Origin of the sequence: Cupriavidus basilensis OR16 (assembly GCF_000243095.1) — a bacterium.
GTDB classification, from domain to species: Bacteria; Pseudomonadota; Gammaproteobacteria; order Burkholderiales; family Burkholderiaceae; genus Cupriavidus; species Cupriavidus basilensis_D.
Genome location: NZ_AHJE01000090.1, coordinates 1 through 19,030, shown reverse-complemented (window position 1 = coordinate 19,030; position 19,030 = coordinate 1). Strand labels below are relative to the sequence as shown.

Here is a 19,030-nt window from a genome sequence, read left to right as displayed (position 1 = left end):
CCTCGGAGCCGCATTGGCGTCGCGTTGGAGCCACATTGGAGCAAGAGGCCAGCCATGCTTGAAATCCGCAATCTGCACGTCTCAGTCGACGACAAGCCCATCCTGCACGGCATCGACCTTACCGTGAAGGCTGGGGAAGTGCACGCCATCATGGGCCCTAACGGCTCCGGCAAGAGCACACTTGCCCATGCGCTGGCTGGACGGGACCGCTACGTCGTCGCCGCGGGTGAAGTCCTCTACGATGGCGCGAACCTGCTCGGCATGCCGCCCGAAGAGCGGGCGCGCGCGGGTGTCTTCCTAGCCTTCCAGTATCCGGTGGAAATCCCCGGTGTCTCGAACATCTATCTGCTCAAGGCGGGGCTCAACGCGATCCGCAAGCATCGCGGCGAGCCGGAGCTGGATGCCATCGACTTTCTCGCGCTGGTCAAGGACAAGCTCAGGCTCATGGAGATGGACCCAAGCCTGCTTTACCGCGCCGTGAACGAGGGCTTTTCCGGTGGTGAAAAGAAACGCAACGAGATCCTGCAAATGGCGGTGCTGGAGCCACGGCTCGCCATTCTCGACGAGACCGATTCCGGGCTCGATATCGATGCGCTCAAGATCGTCGCCAGCGGCATCGGCGCCATGCGCGGCCCGCAACGCGCCATCGTACTGGTTACCCACTACCAGCGGCTGCTCAATTACATCGTGCCGGATCGCGTGCACGTGCTGGCGCAGGGCCGCATTGCCAGGTCCGGCGGGCCCGAGCTGGCGCTCGAACTGGAGCGTCATGGCTATGCGGGGATGGAGGCACCGGCCTTCGCCGGCGTGGAGGCCTCGCCATGAGCGCAACCGGCGTCGAACACTATCTTGCCGAGTTCGCCCGCGTCGAGGCAGTATTGCCCGGCCGGCGGCTGCCCTGGCTTGCGCGCGCGCGCAAGCAGGCGCTGGAATGCTTCGCGCAAGCCGGGTTTCCGACGCTGCGCCACGAGGACTGGAAATACACCAGCGTGGCCGCGATCGAAAAAAGTCGCTTTACCGCGGGGCCGGCGGCGTCCGGCGATAAGCCGGATGCCGCCCTCCTGGCTGCGCGGCTCGAGACGCTCGCCTTGCCCGGCGCGTACCTGATGGTATTCGTCAATGGCCGCCATCAGCCGCAATGGTCGCGTATCGGCGCGCTGCCGGCAGGGGCTGAACTCCTCAGCCTCGCCACCATGATGGAGTGCACACCGGAGCCTGTGGAAGCGCTGCTTTGCCGCCCCGTGAGCGAACTCCCGTCCGGCTTCGCTGCCTTGAACACCGCGTTCATGGCTGATGGCGCCTATATCCGCCTGGCCGCTGGCACGGCTCCCGACATGCCGATCCACCTGTTGTTCATCGCCACGGAGCCGGAACTGGTCACCCATACGCGTAATCTTGTGATGGCGGAAGAAGGTAGCCGTGTGTGCATCGTGGAGCACCACGTGGGTGTAGACGGCCTCGCTTATTTCACCAATAGCGTCACCGACATCGTCGCCGCGCGTGACGCGCACGTCGAACATCACAAGGTGCAGCAAGAGAGCCTCAAGGCATTCCACATCGCCGGCGTGAATATGGACCAGCGGCACGGCAGCCGCTTCACCTCCAGTGCATTCGCCCTGGGCGGCGCTCTGGCACGGGCCGACATCCAGGTCGGGCTGAATGCCGAGCGCGCGGAATGCTCGCTCGACGGGCTGTACATGACCGGCGGGCGGCAGCATATCGACCACCACACCCGCGTCGACCACGCCAGGCCGCAAGGCAAGAGCCGCGAGTTCTATAAAGGCGTGCTGTCCGGCGCCTCGCGCGCCGTGTTCAACGGCAAGGTGGTGGTGCATGCCGATGCCCAGCATACCGATGCGCACCAGTCCAACCGCAACCTGCTCCTGTCCGAGCAGGCCGAAGTCGACACCAAGCCACAGCTGGAGATCTACGCCGACGACGTCAAATGCAGTCATGGCGCCACCGTAGGCCAGCTCGATCCGGAGCAGATCTACTATCTGCGCACACGCGGGGTGGACGATGCCTCTGCGCGGGCCCTGTTGACCTTCGCTTTCGCCGAAGAGATGGTCAACCGGCTGGGCCTGGTTTCCTTGCGCGCGCGGCTGGGGACGCTCTTGCGCGGCCACTTGCCCGAGCCGCTGAGGGGGCTGACATGAACACGGTCGCGCAAGAGTTCCGGGCCCTGTGGGGCGCGGCACCGGCCGCTGGCCTGGACGTCATGCGGCTGCGCTGGGACTTCCCCATCCTGCGGCAGACGGTCAACGGCAAGCCGCTGGTCTATCTGGACAACGCCGCCACCAGCCAGAAGCCACAGAGCGTGATCGACTGCGAGGCACATTACTACGCCACGCTCAATGCCAACATCCATCGTGGCGTGCATACCCTGAGCCAGCTGGCAACCGATGCCTACGAGGCAGCGCGCGGCGCTACGCAAGGCTTGATCCATGCGGCGCGGCGCGAGGAGATCGTGTTCGTGCGCGGAACCACGGAGGCGATCAACCTGGTGGCAACGAGCTACGGACAGCGCCTGCGGGCCGGTGATGAGATCCTGATCAGCGCAATGGAGCACCACTCCAATATCGTACCGTGGCAAATGGCGTGCGAGCGTACGGGTGCCATCCTGCTGGTGGCCCCGATCAACGATGCGGGCGAACTGCTGCTGGATGAATTCGAGCGCCTGCTTGGCCCACGCACCAGGCTGGTTGCCGTGACCCATCTCTCCAATGCCCTTGGCACGGTCAACCCGGTGCGGTGCCTTATCGAACTGGCGCATGCCAGGGGCATTCCGGTGCTGGTCGACGGTGCCCAGGCCGTGCCGCACCTCAAGGTTGACGTGCAGGCGCTGGATTGCGATTTCTACGCATTTTCGGGACACAAGCTCTACGGCCCCACCGGCATTGGCGTGCTCTACGGCAAGGCCGCGCTACTCGATGCCATGCCACCTTACCAGGGCGGGGGCGACATGATTCGCGAGGTAACATTCAGCAAGACCACTTACAACGAGCTGCCCTTCAAGTTCGAGGCCGGCACACCCAATATCGCCGGCGTGATCGGCCTGGGCGCGGCGATCGACTATGTGAGCGCGGTGGGCCTGGAAGCCATCGCGACCCACGAGCACGCGCTGCTCGCCTACGCCACCGGACAGGCGGCGCAGATTTCCGGCCTGCGCATCATCGGCACGGCCACGGAAAAGGCGAGCATTCTCTCGTTCGTCCTGGATGGCGTGCATCCCCATGATGCCGGCACCATCCTCGACCTGGAAGGCGTTGCGATCCGTGCTGGCCACCATTGCGCGATGCCCGTGATGGAGCGGTTCGGTGTGCCTGCCACGGTGCGGGCGTCCTTCGCGCTCTATAACACGCGAGAGGAAGTGGATGCGCTGTTCCGTGCCGTGCGCAAGGCACAGGAGGTATTTGCCTGATGTCCGACCTGCTCGATCTCTTCCGGGGAGTTTGTGGTCGACCACAGCCGCTCGCCCCGCAATTGCAGGCGGCTGACGGGTGCGAACCGCAGCGCCGAGGGGTTCAACCCCCTGTGCGGTGACCGGCTGCGGCTGTACCTGAGGGTCAGCGATGGCGTGATCGAGGATGCGAGCTTCGAGGGTTCCGGCTGCGCCATCTCCACCGCCTCGGCGTCACTGATGACCGAGGCGCTCAAGGGTAAGACCGAGGCGCAGGCGCAGGCGCTGTTTTCCGGCTTCCATGCGCTCGTGACCGGATCTGGCGCGGCGCAGGCCGGCGCGCCGCTGGGCAAGCTGGCGGTGCTGGGCGGCGTACGGGAGTTTCCGGCGCGTGTGAAGTGCGCGACGCTGGCCTGGCATGCCATGCTAGCTGCCTTGCAAGGTAGCGCCCAGCCGGTCTCAACGGAGTGACGCGATGAGCATGATCGATTGGCTCCACAAGGTCGAGGCACACGAAGACACGCTCGAGCCAGGCCCCGACACGATGGAGGGACGGGTGATAGAGGCGCTGCGCACCGTCTACGACCCCGAGATTCCGGTCAATATCTACGACCTGGGCCTGGTCTATGCCCTGTCCGTGGACCAAGCCGCCGGCAGGGTGGGGATCCGCATGACGCTGACCGCGCCGGGCTGCCCGGTGGCGCAGACCTTCCCCGGCGTGGTCGAGAGTGCCGTCATGGAAGTTTGCGGCGTGGATGAAGTCGAGGTTGAGCTGGTATGGGATCCGCCCTGGTCGCGAGAGCGGATGAGCGAGGCGGCGCGGCTGGAACTGGGGTTGCTCTGAGATGAGCGAATGGATCGATGTCGCCGCGGCCGACGAATTCGCGCCCGGGATGTGCCGCACGGTTGACGTCGACGGCTTGCAGGTCGCGGTATTCAATGTGGACGGCAACTACTACGCGGTCGAGGACATGTGTTCCCACGAGGCGGAGCCGCTCTGTGGCGGCGACGTCGAAGGCCAGGAGGTCGTCTGTCCGCGCCACGGCGCGCATTTTTCCCTCATCACGGGGGCGGCGCTGTCCCCTCCGGCTTACGACCCGGTGGCGATTTTCCCGGTCCGGGTCGTGGGCGGCAAGGTGCAGGTCAAGGATGATCGCTGGGACTAGGTGGCAACGTGCTTCATCTCAATTCCCAAATCCCTGTTCAGCTTTCCAGGCAACAGCTCCAGTTGACAGTCGCACGCTACGCGCCGTCAGCGAGAGCGGATACCGTGCACTATCCAACATGCGGAGGTCGCCCATGTCGCGCATGCTTGTCGCTCTTGGCCTGATCCTGGTAGCAGGAGGACTGCTCTGGTCCTGGCTGTCCGGGCTCGGACTCGGTCACTTGCCCGGGGACATCATTATTCATCGTCATCACTTTCACCTGTACTTTCCAATGACGACTTCACTGCTCGCCAGTGCGGCGGCATCGTTCATTCTTTGGTTGATAGGCCGGTGAAGCGGCACTTGATCTGTTGATCTGTTATCCGGGTGTCGGCGAGTCCGTCAGGAAGTGGGAGTCTTGCCTACCGACACGCTCGGAGAACCTCCATGTGCATCGTGATCCAGACATGGATCGAAGGGGGGAGCATTCCTAGAAGACCATCACGGTTGAGGTGTTCAAGCGCAAAGCCGGCTTCGTGCCTGCCGCATGGGATCGCAGAAAGCGAAAAAAAACCGGAACTGTGCGGGGGTGCCCATTCCGGTTTCGCGCAGCGTGCGCGTAAGTGGTGCAGCAACGCTGCGAGAGACGAATTTAAACATGCCAACATCTGATTTAGACGGCGCTAAATTCACATGTTGTTGCAGGCCAACGCTGAATAGTGATTTCATGTCCAGCACGTGCGGGTTTCTCCATATCTGGACGCGGAGATAGCAATGAAGCGTTGCGCTAACCTGCTGGTCCGTCCGGGGCAGCCGTACATTGGCGGCCCATGTCGAGAAAGGGCTGCCCGTCTCAAGTGCGGCGGCCATGCCACATAAGAAGCGCCGCCTGATACGGCCACTCCCGATTCCGATTCCGATTCCGCTCACCCGAACGTGCCTCGCGCCAGATCCTTTTCGAATTCGGAGGTCCACGCGGTGGCATGTCCGATTCGGTACTCCCTTTCCTTGAGCGTCGACTTGCGGATGATGGTGACATAGCCCTGGATAGGGTAGACCTCGTCCACGACGTCGGTCGTGTCGGTTTCCTGAACCAAGAAGTCGGCCTCGGCAAGCCGATGACGGTGCAGGATGGCGACAAAATCCGCCTTTTCGTCCGGTGCGATCACTGACATTTGGCGCCCCCCGATATTGAACGCTCGACTTTTCCAAGATAGCACAAGCGTCAACGCTGCAATGGTGAGGAGCGCGTTCGGGCGCGCCGCGCTACCACGGCATCGGCATCGGCATCGGCATCGGTGTCGGTGTCGGACATCATGGCCACTTGGCACATGCAGCAAGCGGCCAGTTCGATGCTGGCGTCAATGCGCTGCTGCCTAGCAGGTGAGGTGCAGGATCGCATTGGCGCCGCGGGGGTGCTCCTCCAGCCTTGCGATGGCTTCGGCGGTCGGAAGAATGACCAGGTCGACGTGGCGATGCCTGGCCTCTCGCTTCACATCTTCCATCACCGGCAAAGCACCGGTGCCGGTGCCGATCACCAGTTGGCTGCAATTCCAGGGTATGTCTTCCCTGGCTGATAGCGGTGTGTGCCCGAAGGCTTCGCGGAATTGCCGGGATGGCTTCTTCTTTCGTTTGCGAACCTCACCCCGGTCGATGACCACGTCATGCTGATAAGTCACGCCGTCAATACAGACGGACCCAAAGGAAAATGCTTCGAAGCGCATACGTACCTCCACTGGGACGCGGGCGGTGACAGCGGCTCATGACTCGTTCTCCTGGAGCTTGCCGGTGCTGGTTACAGCCACCACGTCCAGGTCGAAGAATGGGCTGTCCTGGGGCGGCGGCGGCAATCCCGCGCCCCAGGCACTGATGGCAAGCTTGATGTACTCGGCCATCTGCTCGTCCGAGACGTCCTTGGGTTGGTCAATGATGACCACGTACCGATGATTGCTCATGGTGCATCCTTATCGGCTGGTAGCGGAGCCTGCTCAAGGCTGCCATGGATCGCGTGTCCTAACGCTTGCGATGCTTCCCGCCGTGCGGCGCATCGTCGGCCGGATCGGGAATCAGGTCCTTGTCCAGCACGTCATCGATGTTGGGCGGCGCAGGCGGGTGCTCTTCGCGCTCCGCGCTCCGATCCGCCCGGTCCGCGGGGGTATCGGCGGGAATGCTTTCGGCGGCGCGCGTGATTTCGTTCATGCCTTCTTCTGGCGCCTCATCCTCGTCCGGATCGTGGCCATGGGGGAAATCGATCGGTTCTGCCGCCCGTTGGGTGAATTCGTCGACGGCCTCGTCCAAGTTCTCCCACACGTCTTCCAGTTCGATGGCATCCAGGATGCTGGGCATGGTGCGGTCCGTGCGCGGCCGAACCGGTGATCCGGTCGGCCGCGTCTTGGCAGAATCCACCTTGTGCGGCTTTTTCATCGTCAACTCCTGACCGACGATCATGGCCATGCTTTGTGCAAGCACGTGTATGTCTCAATAATAAGCACGCAAAGAGCGCGCTGTGAAGCATGGGTGCCTGATGTGGTACCGGGGACGCGAGACCGCCAGGGGATCCGTCGGAGCGCAAGCCCGGGAGCGCCATGAAAAGATATTCCGTTATCGCCATGCAGGCCTGGACGGTATCCTAGAATGGAGTGCCGAACTGCCGGAAGTCGCTGGCATCGCAAGGTCCGGCGAGTTCCTGCGCCAAGCAGGCTGGAGGCGCCTCATGCCCACCTATCAGTACCGTTGCGAGAAATGCGGTGAGGTTTTCGACCGCGCGGAACATCTCGCCGAACATGAAATTGCCCACCCGTCGTGCCCCAAATGCGGCAGCAAGACGGTGCAGCACGTGCCAACGCCGTTTGTTGCGAAGACGGCGAGAAAGAGCTGAGGTCTGCCGCCGGTGACCCTTGGCGCGGTGATGAAGCTGGTCAAGGAGCATTCCGGCGCCTACGGCATGGGTGTGGACTATGCCTACACCGTGGCGCACAAGGCAGCGCAGCGCACCGCAACGCCGCACGAGTCGTCGCGCCCGTGGCGGCACGCTGATTCCGCGCGGCGGGGTACTAGGCCGGCAGCAGCAGAAAGTTTCTCGCGCCGGCAAGACTAATGCTAAAGTTCAGCATCGCGCGCCCTGGTACCGCTATCGGAATTGGCAGGTAGCTGGCGGACGCGACGCAAAGTTGATATCGGGAGAGACTGCCTTGGCCGTACGGCCGGACAGCGCCGAAGGAGCAACCGCCCCGGAAACTCTCAGGCAAAAGGACCGGTATCACGTTTGAACTCTGAAGAACCCCGGCACTCGTCAGCCGGCGGTACCGAAGGAGCAAGCGATCCCACCCCAAAGTGGCGCATCGTGAATCTCTCAGGTCAAGGACAGAGGGGGCGTCTTTCGCGCATGTCGCGCAAGAGGCTCCCATTCGACGTCCTGGAACCATAGAGATGAAGACAATAGCCGTTATCGGTGGTGGCATCACCGGCGTGACCACTGCTTACGCACTCGCCAAACGCGGTTTCTCGGTCACCCTGCTCGAAAAACACCGCTACGCCGCCATGGAAACCTCGTTCGCCAATGGCGGGCAGCTTTCCGCCTCCAACGCCGAAGTCTGGACGCACTGGTCCACCATCCTCAAGGGCATCAAGTGGATGCTCAAGAGCGATGCGCCGTTGCTGGTCAACCCGCGCCCGAGCTGGCACAAGCTGTCCTGGTTCGCCGAGTTCATCGCGGCCATCCCCCAGTACCGCAAGAACACCGTGGAAACCACACGCCTGGCGATTGCCGCGCGCGAGCACCTGTTCTCCTGGGCGGCGGCCGAGGGCATTGATTTCGACCTGAAGCAGGAAGGCATCCTCCATATCTATCGCGACAAGGCGGGCTTTGACCACGCCGGCCGGGTATCGAAGCTGCTGGCCGAGGGCGGGCTGGAGCGCCAAGCCGTCACGCCGCAAGAGATGCGCGCCATCGAGCCGACCCTGGCCGGCGACTACTACGGCGGTTATTTCACCCAGAGCGATTCCACCGGCGACATCCACAAGTTCACCAGCGGCATGGCCGCGGCCATCGACCGCCTGGGTGTGCGCTGCTTGTACAACCAGGATGTCCAGTCGGTCAGCACCGACGGCCGGCAGGTCGCCATCGTCAGCAGCGACGGCCAGCAGACCGAATCGCGCGTGTTCGACGGTGTGGTGGTGTGTGCCGGCACCGCCAGCCGTGCGCTGGCGGCCAGCCTTGGCGATCGCGTCAACATCTATCCGGTCAAGGGCTATTCGATCACCGTCAACCTGAACGACGCGCAAAGCCAGGCTGCCGCGCCTGTGGTGAGCTTGCTCGACGACGAGACCAAGCTGGTCACCAGCCGCCTGGGCGTCGACCGTTTCCGCGTGGCGGGTACCGCCGAGTTCAACGGCTACAACCGCGACATCCGCGCCGATCGCATCCGCCCGCTGGTGGAGTGGGTCAACCAGTGCTTCCCCGGCGTCAGCACGCGTAGCGTGGTGCCCTGGGCCGGCTTGCGGCCGATGATGCCCACCATGCTGCCGCGCGTGGGCCGGGGCCGTGCGTCCTGCGTGTTCTACAACACGGGCCATGGCCACCTGGGATGGACGCTGTCGGCGGTCACCGCAGACATGATCGGCGATGTCGTGCAGCAAGCCATGGGCGCCAGGAGCGTTAGTGGCGTGCAGGGCCCGGCGGTGCTGGTCAGTCCATAAGGGGCCGGCTCCAAGGCCCCGAGCGAGGCCCAAAGACAGCGACAGCGAACGCGTCATGCGGCCAGCGCGGCCATGTTCTCCACCCGCAACGTTTGCGGGACCGACAGCGAGATATCGGCCGCGCGCAGCCGCTTCAGGATCTCGAACAGCAGGTCGCTCTTGGTCGCGGTGGCGATGCGCGGGCTGCCTACGTAGCCCGTCACGCTAAGCGTGATCCCGTTCGGCGCCAGCTGGCTGAACGTGACGGATGGCGCGGGCTTGTCAAGGATCGCCTCATTCTCCCGATAAGAGTCGAGCAGCAGCTCGCGCACTTGTTCGGGATCGATGTTCAACGGAAAGGTGAGCACAAGCGTCGCGACGCCTTGCGTGCTGTTGCTCATCGTCACATTGCGCAGGTTCTGCGAGATCAACTGCGAGTTCGGCACGATCACGGTGGAGCGGTCGCCCAACAGGATCTCCGTCGCGCGCACGTTGATGCGCTTGATGTCGCCCTCCACGCCGCCGATGCTCACCATGTCGCCGACCTTCACCGGGCGCTCGGTCAGCAGGATGAGCCCCGACACGAAGTTCTTGACGATCTCCTGCAGGCCAAAGCCAATGCCGACGGACAGTGCGCTGACGATCCAGGCCAGGTTTTCCCATTTGACGCCCAAAAGCGAGAGCGTCAGCAATACGATCAGCACGTAGCCGATGTTGCTGAACAGCGTGATCAGCGAGGCCCGCAGGCCCGCTTCCATGCAGACCTTCGGCAGGAGTTCCGCGTCCAGCCAGCGCCGCACCGAGCGCAGCAGGTAGGTGCCGACCGACAGCGCGATGACCGCGTTCAGGATGCGGTCCGGCATGATGTTCAGGCTGCGCAGCCGCTCCCCGCCGAGCATTGTCAGCAGGCTGTTGAGCAGGTCGCTAGGCGTGGTCCCGAAGCCACCGGTCAGCAGTGCAATGACGGCCACCAATAGCAGCAGGCTGGTGCCGATCCCCGACAGCACCGTCGACGCCTGTTCGAGATGGCTGTCCCCGAGCCCGAACAATTGCTTGATCACCTTGCCGCTCGGGTGGTGCGCCGCAAACACGTTATCGCAGACGTCGCGGGTCAGTTGCGTCAACAGGTACAGGCTGCACAGGACGATGTCGATCCATACCAGCTCGTAGGTCAGGAAGCGCGCGAACGTGATATAGCCGACGAGCAGGGCCAGCAATGAGGCGACGACCGTCACCGTCACGCCAGCGTGAATCAGGCCGGCGAAGGTGGAGCGCGCTTCAGGCCGCTCGCCCGCCGCGGCGAGCCGCGTGCGCACACGGTTGGCGCGCAGCAGCGCCGCGCCGATCGTCAGTACCACCACCAGCGACACCAGGCCGCGGCCGAGCAAGGTCACCTGCAGGCTTGTGTCCGCGGTCCGGTTGAGTTGCTCGAGCGCGCCGGCGATCAGCAGCAGGCCCGCGAGGACGGAGGGGAAAGGGCGCATCGCCAGCGCGACCTTGTCGGCGAGCGCCGGCAGGCGCCATGAGGGATGGCGCGTGCACAGCAACGCCCGGCCCAGGCCGGCTATCAGCGCGCTCGTCAGAGCCAGCTTGCCGAATTCGCCGATCAGGTCTTGCACCTGGGGTGGCAGCTCGTCGTGCGGGACGAAAGCAAAGCACACAAGCTGTACCGCAATGGCGGTCGCCGCGACGGTCGCGAGCACAGTCGCCAGCGCGAGTGCGCTGCGCCGTAGCCGGCTTTCCGGCAACCGCGTCAGGCAGAACCACGCCAGCGCCCGCTCGATCAGCCGTCGGCCGATGGTCCAGGCGCCGATCGCAAGCAGCACAAGCAGGGCTGTGATCGCTTGCCGCCCTGGCTGCCAGGCCAGGTCCCACAACGGGGTGACCTGTTCCTTGAACGCGTTCAGCCGCCGCTGGTCCTCTGGGCTCGGCGTGAACAACGGCGCCCAGAACTGCATGCTGAGAATGCTTGCCGAGCGCAGCGCAAGCTGGTTCTTCAGCCGGCTGCGCTGCAGCTTGGCGATCTGTTCGGTCAGGTTGGCGACATTGTCCTTGACCTCGGCGGCCTGCTTCAGGCCGCTATCGAGCTGTGCCTTGCGTGCGGTCAGGTCGGCCCGCTGCTGCGCGACCGCAGGTGCTTCGGGCGTGGTGCCGGCGGCAGGTGGCGGACCAAGTACATCGAGCTGTGCCTGCAACTGCGCACGCTGCGGCAGCAGCGCCGCATTCAGCTTGTCGGCATCGCCGGCCAGCTGGTGGATGGCGTCATCCAGCCCTTCGAGCTGCATGCCGCTGGTGGGGGACGACGCCAGTTGCTTGATGCGGTCCTGTTCGGTCTGGAGCCGCTTCAGCTCGGCGACGGCATCGGCATGCCCAAGGGGCTTGGCGGCGGGCGCGTCCGCTTTCGATGTGATGTCCGCGGTTACGCTCGAGGCTGCCGCTGTTGCGCTTGGCAGCGCTGTGGGGATCAGGTGCAATAGTGCAACCAGCGCAAGGCTCAGCGCGAGCTTGGGGAGTTTGCTCATAGAAAGAGAAAGATCCTTACTGATCGGCTCGCCGGGCCGGCCATCGAGAGGGTTCGCGGGGATTGCAATGGCGCGTCAGACGGCGAATGACCGGGGTCGACGATCAGGATGTTGGGTGGCCGCGCCAGCGATCGAGATGGGAGTCGATCGGAGCGCCAGGGGGCGGCCTTGCCGGCGTGTGCCCTATAGTCCGTCGGACTACTGGCAATGCCGCGTGATTGGCAAGCCGCTTGATACGGAAGAACTGGCTGAATGAGCCTGAATTATACAGAAGGCATCGCGCGCCCTTCGTTTTCGGCAGGCAACAGGCGCTTGCGTAACTCGACCTGTATCATCCAGGTTTCACGCGAGCAGTAGGTAGTAGGTAGTAGGCAAGCTCTGCTATTCTTGGCCCGCAGCCGCTGCCGCGGCATGGGTTTTCATGGTGGTGGTTTATTCCCGTGCGAGATCATGACCGTCAACGCTAATGCCTCCATCGTGCTCGCATCCCCTGGATCGATCGACTCATTCGGGTGCGCCGCGGAAAAGCTCTCCAACGATCAGAAGCTCGCCGGCAGCGAGATCAAGTTTTTTCGCAAAAGCTCGGCCGGCGAGAACGCAAGCCAGGTGATCACTTCGGCATCGAATCGCGGCTTTCTGGTGGGGGTTTCGCTGTGCACGGGACATCGCCGCCGGGTGTTTCATGAGGGCTGCGCGAGCACCCATGAGTTTGAAACAAACTCCATCTATATCCGGAATTTTTCTGAAGACTATAAAGCCGATTTTTATGGCTACTTCGATTTCATATTGCTGGAAATTTCCCGCGCCTTTATCGAGCGCACCAGCGCGGAACTAGGTCGCTCGCGCATCCTGGGGCTGCGCAGCGCGGCGGGAGAACAAGACCAGTTACTGGCGCATCTCGCCCAGGCGGCGGCGCCGGCACTGAGCCACCCCGAGATGGCCAGCAAGCTGTTCGTCGATCAACTGGGCTTCGCGATCGGGACCTATCTCGTCGAGCAATATGGCAATGGCGCCGTCGCGACCCCCAAGACAAACCGGTTGCTGTCGCAACGCAGCGTGGCGATGGCAAAGGAAATGCTGATCGCCAAGATCGATGGCGACCTGTCCATTGCGCAGGTCGCGGATGCCTGCAACCTGTCGCGTAGCCATTTCACCCGTGCCTTCCGGGATACGACTGGCCAGACACCCCATCAGTGGCTGGCAGCCCAGCGCCTGGAGCGCGCCCGCGGGCTCCTGCGCCAAACAGGACTCTCCCTGGCGGAAGTGGCCATGGCTTGTGGCTTCTCCGATCAGAGCCATTTCACCCGCGTGTTCTCGCAATCGGTCGGCGTCTCTCCCGGCAACTGGCGGCGCAGGGTTCACTCCTGAAGGGCTGGGCACAAGGACGATGCGTCGGCTCCGATGCTAGTTGGCGCCGAGGCACAAGACAATTGTCCCTTGGTATGGGTAGACGGCGCCGGCTGTGCTCCACACAATGCGGCTGTGCCACCGTCGGCATTGCCACCGTCAGCGCCTGAGCAACCTGCGACCAAGCCATGAATGACTCTCAAGCCGGCACTGCCGGCAAGCCTGCCGCCGAGCGCGCCAGCGCCGGTTCTGCCGGTTCTGCCGGCTCGCCGTGGAGCCCGTTGCGGCACCGCACTTTCCGGATGCTGTGGATCGCCACGGTGGCGTCCAATGTGGGCACCTGGATGAACGACGTGGGGGCCAGCTGGCTGATGACGTCGCTCGATCCCGATCCCCTGATGGTCGCCCTGGTGCAGGCTGCGGGCAGCCTGCCGATGTTCCTGTTCGCCATGCCGTCCGGGGTGCTTGCCGATATCGTCGACCGGCGCAGGTACCTGATCTTCGCGCAGCTTTGGACGCTGGCCGTGGCGACCACGCTGGGGGTGCTTGCGCTCACCGGGCTGGTCAACGCCCATGTGTTGCTGCTTGCGGCGTTCTTGCTGAGTACCGGTGCGGCGATGAGCTCGCCGCCGTTCCAGGCCATCGTGCCGGATCTGGTCGACAAGGCGGATTTGCCGCCGGCCATTGCGCTGAACTCCCTGGGGATCAATATCAGCCGCGCGATCGGCCCCGCGCTGGGCGGCCTGATCCTGTCGTTCTCCGGGCCCGCGGCGGTCTTTCTGCTCAACGCGCTGTCGGTGCTGGGCGTGACGCTGGTGCTGTACCGGTGGAAGGCCGAGCCCGCCCGGCGGAACCTGCCGCCCGAGCATTTCTTTTCGGCGGTGCGCGCCGGCCTGCGGTACGTGGAGGCCGCGCCGCTGCTGCGGGTCGTGCTGGTCAGGGCGGTTGCGTTCTTTCTCTTCGGCAGTGCCGGCTGGGCGCTGCTGCCGCTGGTGGCCCGGAGCGAGCTGGGCCTCGGCCCGGGCGGCTATGGCTTGCTGCTGGCCAGCATCGGCCTGGGCGCGGTCGGTGGCGCCCTTGTGCTCCCCAAGCTGCGTGGCCGGGTCTCAGCCGATCGCATGGTGGTGCTGGCAAGCCTGCTGTTCGCGCTGAGCTTGCTCGCGCTGGCCTATGTGCGGCACTTCTGGCTGCTGGCAGCGGCCCTGCTGTTTGCCGGGCTGGCTTGGATCGCGGTACTGTCCACGCTCAATGTGGCCGCCCAGCGTAGCGCCGCGGGCTGGGTCAAGGCACGCGCGCTGGCGGCCTACCTGACCGTGTTCTTCGGCGCCATGACCGCGGGGAGCGCGCTATGGGGCAAGACCGCCGCGCTGCTGGGCATTCCCGCCGCCCTGATGCTGGCGGCCGCGGGGCTGGCCCTTGCGTGCGCCGCTGCGCTGCGGTGGCGCCTGGGGATCTCGCCGGACCTGGACCTGGCGCCTTCAGGCATGCTGCACCCGGGCGAACTGGACGTGGCCCACGACCGCGGGCCGGTGATGGTCAGCGTGGAGTACGAGGTCGCGCGCGAGGATGCAGCCGCGTTTGCCAAAGCCGTGCAGGAGATGCGCCGGATTCGCCGTCGCAGCGGTGCACTGTCCTGGGGCGTCTACGAAGACCTTGCCGCGCCTGGCCGCTTCATCGAGACCTTCGTGGTGGAGTCTTGGCTGGAGCATCTGCGCCAGCACGAGCGCCACACCATGAACGACAAGCTGATCCAGACGCGCGTGCATGGCTTTCACCGCGGTGCCGCGCCGCCCGTCGTGCGCCACCTGGCAGCCCCCGACGGCCGCTGACCACAGCTGCGCCGGATCAGGGTGGGGTGGCGTCCAGGCGATGCAGCAGTTGCCTGGACACTTCCAGGATCAGCAGGATCACGAGCACGCCACTGATGGCAAACAAGGCCGGGATGCCGGCCGTGTCCACCAGGCGCGCGGCCAGCAGTACGCCAAGGCCCTGGCCGGCAAACAGGCAGAATGCAAACAGGGCGACGGCGTTCGCGCGTTGCGACGGTGCCATCTGCGTGGCGGCGGTTTGCATCGCATTCAGGACGATGTAGTAGCCGCAGCCCGCGCACAGGCACCCTGCGGCGATCCAGAGCCAGTGTTGCCCAAGCGCAATACAAGCCATCCCCACGCCAAGCAGCGCGGCCGCCAGCCTGGCCAGGCGCTGCCGTCCCATCCTGCGAATCAGCGCCGGCGCGAAGCCGGCATACAGCAGCCCGCCGACGCCGTGCATCGACGTGATGGCGCCGGCCGCTGCCAGGGACAGGGCAAAGTGGAGCTTGAGGTAGGTCGGCACAAAGGCGAACACGCTCGGGCAGAGCAAGCCCAGCAGCAAGGTCATGCAGAGTACCCGGCGCACCCATGCGGATTTCAGCAGGGTTGCGGGCCCTGGCCGCGGGCCGGGGTCCACGCGCTGCCAATGGCCGGCCGTTTCACCGCGGCGTGCCAGGTTGGCCAGGATTGCGGCCACGCAGGCGAAGCCGGCCGCCAGCAGCACGAAGGCAGCGCGCCAGCCCAGCGCATCGGCGACGAGCCCGGATACCCATTGGCCGGTCATCAGTCCGCAGATAGTGGCCACCGAATAGCGCGCGAGCAGGCTCTGCCGCGAGGCCAGCGGTTCGGTATCGCCGAGGCGCGCCAGGCAGATCGGGATGACGCCCGCGGCCGCGGCGCCGGCCATGGCGCGCAGCACCACCAGCCATGCAAAACCGGGCGCCAGCGACTGGCTGAAATTGGCAACAGCGCAGGCCAGCAAGGCGGCCGCGATGACACGCAGCTTGCCGTAGCGCTCGGCTAAGGGGCCGTAGATCAGCTGGAACGCGGCATAGGCAAGCATGAAGCTTGTCACGGCCACACCCGTCTTTCCCGCGGAAATCCCAAAATCGCGCGACAGGGCCGGCAGCAGGGTGTCGGCGGCCCGGATGGAGGCGGCGGCAAAGAAGCCGCTCAGGCCCAGGGCAAGCCGCTCATGGCGCATGCCGAGCGCCAGGGGCATCACGCTTTCGGGCATCGTCTTCAGTCTTCCGGCTGCTGCCAGGAACCGGCGCTTTGCGCCAGCACATGCCCGATGCAGCGGATGATGTCGGTTTCCATGAACGGCTTGCTGAGAAAACAGACCGCGCCGCTCGCCTCGGCGCGTTGCCGGTAGCGTTCCTCGGGGAAGGCCGTCATGAAGATCACCGGCGTGGAAAACCCGCGTGCGCGCAGGAGTTCGCAAAGCGCGAAGCCGTTCATCGCAGGCATCTGCACGTCGGTGACCAGGCAGGAAATGGCATCGATGGTCTTTGATTGAAGCAGATCGTTCCCGCTCGCATAGAGTTCGACACCCATGTTGAAGGAGCGGAGCAGGCTTCCCAGGGCTTGTCGGACAGCAGCATCGTCGTCGACGATGGCGATCACCGGGGTAGCTATCACACGGTGTTCCTCTTATTGTCATGAGCGGTGACGAAGCGGTCGGAAGCCCCCATCGCTTGCTTCGAGGATATCGCGCTGTCGCGCTCAATGGAATCATACGGTGGTATTGTCGGCATCAGCCGGGGATGCCCCCTGGGTGCGGCGGGGGGGAGCGGCCCGGCCGCGCTGTCCCCGCTGTGCTATCAGGCCCGCCAGGCCCAGGCCTGGCGTGGCCGGGGGTAACACCAAAGTATGAGACAACGTTCCCGGCGTACGCATCCTCTACAGCGGATTGCCCCTCTTGGGCGCGATATGCTCTGAGGTTCCCTGCCTTCATGATGCTGTCCCAGCTTCGATGACTTCGTTACGGTGCTACAAGTTCGAGTATTTGCTGGACGGTGAGATCGCGCTGCTTCGCGGGACCGCCGCCGGATGCTCGCCCGTGCTGCTTTCGCTCGCCGGCCCGGCTGCCAACGAGGCTGGCGTACAGCGGCGCCTCGAGCACGAATACGCCTTGCGGGGCCTGCTGCGATCCGATTGGGCAGCGGTTCCGGTGGCATTGACTCGCTATGGCCGCAGGCCGGCCCTGCTCGCGGCCGACGAGGGTGGCTTGCCGCTGGCCCGCTCGCTTGGCGAGCCGTTTCAACCGGATGCCTTCCTCGAAATCGCGATCGCGGTGTCTGCCGCGATCGCGGCCATGCACGGATCCGGCATGGTCCACCGGGACATCAAGCCAGCGCATCTCCTTGTCGCGCCTAGCCGGGAACGGGCCTGGATTACCGGTTTCGGCATCGCCACCGTCGCATCGTCCGGCGCCTTGCCAGGCGTGGAATCCCCGATGCTGGCGGGAACCCTGCCCTACATGGCGCCCGAGCAGGCCGGCAGGGGAGAGCCGGCGGTCGACGCACGGGCGGACCTCTACGCATTGGGCGTGATCCTGTATCAGATGCTCACGGGTGTCCTGCCGCTCGAAGCCAGCGAGCCGGTCGCCTGGGTGCACAGCCATTTCGCAAGACAGCCGGTGGCGCCGTCGGAGCGCAACGACGCCGTTGCGCCGGTGCTGTCCGCGATGGTGATGCGGTTGCTGGCCAAGGCACCCGAGGAACGCTACCCCAGCGCGAGCGCGCTTGCCGCCGAACTGCGCCGATGCCTGGAGGCGTGGCGCAACCAGGGCAACCTGGATCTGGTCGCAAGCGCCCCATTGCCTGATTCGCCGGGTATCCAGGGCGATGCCCCGGGTTTGCTTGCCGAGGGCCTGCAGCGGCTGCCGCCAGAAACGAGCGCCTTGCTGATGGCGCTGTCTTGCCTGGGCCGCGTGGTGCCGGCGGCAACCGCGGCTCAGGCGTTGGATGTCAGCGAAGCACGCCTTGGCGGCCTGTTGGCCGAAGCCGTGGCCGGGGGCTACATCGTCGTCGGCGATGCCTGCTATCGCTTCGCCCACGAACGGGTCCAGGAGGCAGCCTATGCCTTGATCCCGGCAGCCGACCGCCCGGACTTGCACCTGCGGCTTGGACGCCGCCTGGCGCAGCGGGGGAGCACGGTGACAACAGCGACGGCAACGGCAACCGCGGCGTCGCCGGCGCGGTTGACCAGTTCAACCAGGCAGTCGGCATCCAGGTCGCCCAACTGAGCCTGGAGGCCGCGCTTCGCGCGATGAAGGCAACCGCCTACGACAACGCCGGGGCCTATTTTTCCGCCGGCGAGCGCTGGCTGCCTGACGGGGCATGGGAGACCCATCATGCATTGGCACTGGCGTTGGCGATGGGACGCGCCGAGTGCGAGTTCGTTGGCGGACGGCTTGGCCCCGCCGCGGCCAGCTTGCTGGCGCTGAGTGCCAGGACGCGGACACCCTCCGACCTGGCGGCGGTCACGCGGCTGCGGGTGGCGGTGCATACCGCGCTTGACCAGTCCGATCACGCCGTCAGGTTGGGGCTGGCGTTCATCCACACGATGGGCCTGGACTTCCGGCCCGACGCGCAGGGACAGGTGGAGGAGGAGTACCAGCGCTTCCTTGCGCTGCTGGGCGATCGGCCGGTCGAGTCGCTGGCCAGCTTGCCGCGCATGCACAGCCCGGTGTGGCGTGCCACGCTCAGTGTCCTGGCCGAGGTGATGTCGCCCGCGTCGTTCATGGACCGGAACCTGCGCGACCTGATACCGCTCTGGATGGCGCTCATCAGCCTGGAACATGGCAACGACGAAGCCTCCTGCATTGCCTACGTTCATCTTGGCATGACGATCGGGCCACGCCTTGGCGACTATGGGCTGGGCTACCGCCTCGGCCAGGCCGGCCTGGCGCTGGTCGCACAGGAGGGCATGGGCCGCTTTCGCGCCAAGGTCCATATGTGCTTTGGGGCGTTGCTGCTGCCGTGGACCCAGCCCATCCGCGCTGGGCGCGAGCTGATCGAGCGCAGTTTCGACGAGGGCCGGCAGACGGGGGATTTCAATTTCGCTGCCTACAGCCGTAACCAGCTGGTGACCCATCTGCTCGGTTGCGCAGAGCCGCTGGCC

The 19,030-nt window shown here is 65.0% G+C and carries 19 protein-coding genes, 3 pseudogenes and 1 riboswitch; of the genes and pseudogenes, 14 read left to right on the top strand and 8 right to left on the bottom strand.

Annotated features, from left to right (window positions below; all coding sequences use genetic code 11):
* Positions 1-54: 54 nt before the first annotated feature.
* The 7 genes and pseudogenes from sufC (at position 55) to OR16_RS28615 (ending at position 4,900) form a co-directional block, all read left to right on the top strand.
* Positions 55-825 (top strand): Fe-S cluster assembly ATPase SufC, encoded by a 771-nt coding sequence (sufC, locus tag OR16_RS28645; RefSeq protein ID WP_006162012.1) that lies wholly within the window; start codon positions 55-57, stop codon positions 823-825.
* Positions 822-2,156 carry a Fe-S cluster assembly protein SufD gene (gene sufD, locus OR16_RS28640; protein WP_006162010.1) on the top strand — a complete coding sequence of 445 codons (1,335 nt, stop codon included), beginning with the start codon at positions 822-824 and terminating at the stop codon, positions 2,154-2,156. Before sufC ends, sufD begins: the two co-directional genes overlap by 4 nt.
* Entirely contained in the window at positions 2,153-3,421 is a 1,269-nt protein-coding gene (locus tag OR16_RS28635; protein ID WP_006162009.1) for a cysteine desulfurase, read from the top strand. The genes sufD and OR16_RS28635 overlap by 4 nt, the downstream gene beginning before the upstream one ends.
* Positions 3,421-3,871: pseudogene (gene sufU / locus OR16_RS28630) on the top strand (Fe-S cluster assembly sulfur transfer protein SufU). Before OR16_RS28635 ends, sufU begins: the two are co-directional and overlap by 1 nt.
* Positions 3,872-3,875: 4 nt before the next feature.
* Positions 3,876-4,244: an SUF system Fe-S cluster assembly protein gene (locus tag OR16_RS28625; RefSeq protein WP_006162007.1), complete on the top strand. Its 369-nt coding sequence runs from the start codon at positions 3,876-3,878 to the stop codon at positions 4,242-4,244.
* A 1-nt stretch (position 4,245) separates the two neighbouring features.
* Positions 4,246-4,566, top strand: a complete 321-nt coding sequence (locus OR16_RS28620) for a Rieske (2Fe-2S) protein (protein WP_006162006.1) — start codon at positions 4,246-4,248, stop codon at positions 4,564-4,566.
* 133 nt (positions 4,567-4,699) lie between these two features.
* Positions 4,700-4,900, top strand: a complete 201-nt coding sequence (locus OR16_RS28615; protein WP_006162005.1) for a DUF2905 domain-containing protein — start codon at positions 4,700-4,702, stop codon at positions 4,898-4,900.
* Between the two features lie 161 nt (positions 4,901-5,061).
* Here the strand turns inward: OR16_RS28615 and OR16_RS43735 are convergent, their stop codons facing one another.
* The 5 genes from OR16_RS43735 to OR16_RS40115 all read right to left on the bottom strand — a co-directional run bounded on the left by OR16_RS43735 (position 5,062) and on the right by OR16_RS40115 (position 6,999).
* Positions 5,062-5,283: a hypothetical protein gene (locus tag OR16_RS43735; protein WP_141639933.1), complete on the bottom strand. Its 222-nt coding sequence runs from the start codon at positions 5,281-5,283 to the stop codon at positions 5,062-5,064.
* A 188-nt stretch (positions 5,284-5,471) separates the two neighbouring features.
* Positions 5,472-5,720, bottom strand: coding sequence for a hypothetical protein (locus tag OR16_RS28610; RefSeq protein WP_006162004.1), 249 nt, complete (start codon positions 5,718-5,720; stop codon positions 5,472-5,474).
* Positions 5,721-5,921: 201 nt separating this feature from the next.
* Positions 5,922-6,269, bottom strand: coding sequence for an MTH938/NDUFAF3 family protein (locus tag OR16_RS28605; RefSeq protein ID WP_006162003.1), 348 nt, complete (start codon positions 6,267-6,269; stop codon positions 5,922-5,924).
* 36 nt (positions 6,270-6,305) lie between these two features.
* Positions 6,306-6,500, bottom strand: coding sequence for a hypothetical protein (locus OR16_RS28600; protein WP_006162002.1), 195 nt, complete (start codon positions 6,498-6,500; stop codon positions 6,306-6,308).
* A 58-nt stretch (positions 6,501-6,558) separates the two neighbouring features.
* A complete protein-coding gene (locus tag OR16_RS40115; protein ID WP_006162001.1) occupies positions 6,559-6,999 on the bottom strand; it encodes a hypothetical protein in 441 nt (146 codons plus the stop codon).
* 259 nt (positions 7,000-7,258) lie between these two features.
* Between OR16_RS40115 and OR16_RS41955 the strand changes: the two genes are divergently transcribed.
* From OR16_RS41955 to OR16_RS28580, 3 genes and pseudogenes are all read left to right on the top strand, one after another.
* Positions 7,259-7,423 (top strand): FmdB family zinc ribbon protein, encoded by a 165-nt coding sequence (locus OR16_RS41955; RefSeq protein ID WP_006162000.1) that lies wholly within the window; start codon positions 7,259-7,261, stop codon positions 7,421-7,423.
* 15 nt (positions 7,424-7,438) lie between these two features.
* A pseudogene (locus OR16_RS46495) lies at positions 7,439-7,581 on the top strand (hydrolase); the annotation flags it as partial.
* Between the two features lie 131 nt (positions 7,582-7,712).
* Positions 7,713-7,811: riboswitch (glycine riboswitch) on the top strand.
* A gap of 163 nt (positions 7,812-7,974) precedes the next feature.
* Positions 7,975-9,243: a D-amino acid dehydrogenase gene (locus OR16_RS28580; protein WP_006161998.1), complete on the top strand. Its 1,269-nt coding sequence runs from the start codon at positions 7,975-7,977 to the stop codon at positions 9,241-9,243.
* Positions 9,244-9,296: 53 nt separating this feature from the next.
* Here OR16_RS28580 and OR16_RS28575 read toward each other — a convergent pair whose 3' ends face one another.
* On the bottom strand, positions 9,297-11,744 hold the full coding sequence (locus tag OR16_RS28575; protein WP_006161996.1) for a DUF3772 domain-containing protein: 2,448 nt from the start codon (positions 11,742-11,744) through the stop codon (positions 9,297-9,299).
* Positions 11,745-12,194: 450 nt separating this feature from the next.
* On the opposite strand from OR16_RS28575, the gene OR16_RS28570 reads away from it, so the two are divergent.
* Together OR16_RS28570 and OR16_RS28565 are read left to right on the top strand one after the other, a co-directional pair.
* Positions 12,195-13,112 (top strand): helix-turn-helix domain-containing protein, encoded by a 918-nt coding sequence (locus OR16_RS28570; RefSeq protein ID WP_006161993.1) that lies wholly within the window; start codon positions 12,195-12,197, stop codon positions 13,110-13,112.
* A 167-nt stretch (positions 13,113-13,279) separates the two neighbouring features.
* Positions 13,280-14,920 carry an MFS transporter gene (locus OR16_RS28565; RefSeq protein ID WP_006161991.1) on the top strand — a complete coding sequence of 547 codons (1,641 nt, stop codon included), beginning with the start codon at positions 13,280-13,282 and terminating at the stop codon, positions 14,918-14,920.
* A gap of 16 nt (positions 14,921-14,936) precedes the next feature.
* On the opposite strand, the gene OR16_RS28560 is transcribed toward OR16_RS28565, so the two are convergent.
* Together OR16_RS28560 and OR16_RS28555 are read right to left on the bottom strand one after the other, a co-directional pair.
* Complete coding sequence (locus OR16_RS28560; RefSeq protein ID WP_063709615.1) at positions 14,937-16,124, bottom strand: MFS transporter; 1,188 nt, start codon at positions 16,122-16,124, stop codon at positions 14,937-14,939.
* Positions 16,125-16,144: 20 nt separating this feature from the next.
* The gene (locus tag OR16_RS28555; RefSeq protein WP_006161988.1) at positions 16,145-16,528 is read right to left on the bottom strand and encodes a response regulator transcription factor; all 384 of its coding nucleotides are present in this window, start codon (positions 16,526-16,528) and stop codon (positions 16,145-16,147) included.
* Positions 16,529-16,877: 349 nt separating this feature from the next.
* Between OR16_RS28555 and OR16_RS40110 the strand changes: the two genes are divergently transcribed.
* Positions 16,878-18,152: a serine/threonine protein kinase gene (locus OR16_RS40110; protein WP_050983139.1), complete on the top strand. Its 1,275-nt coding sequence runs from the start codon at positions 16,878-16,880 to the stop codon at positions 18,150-18,152.
* Positions 18,153-18,175: 23 nt separating this feature from the next.
* A pseudogene (locus OR16_RS28545) lies at positions 18,176-19,030 on the top strand (histidine kinase); the annotation flags it as partial.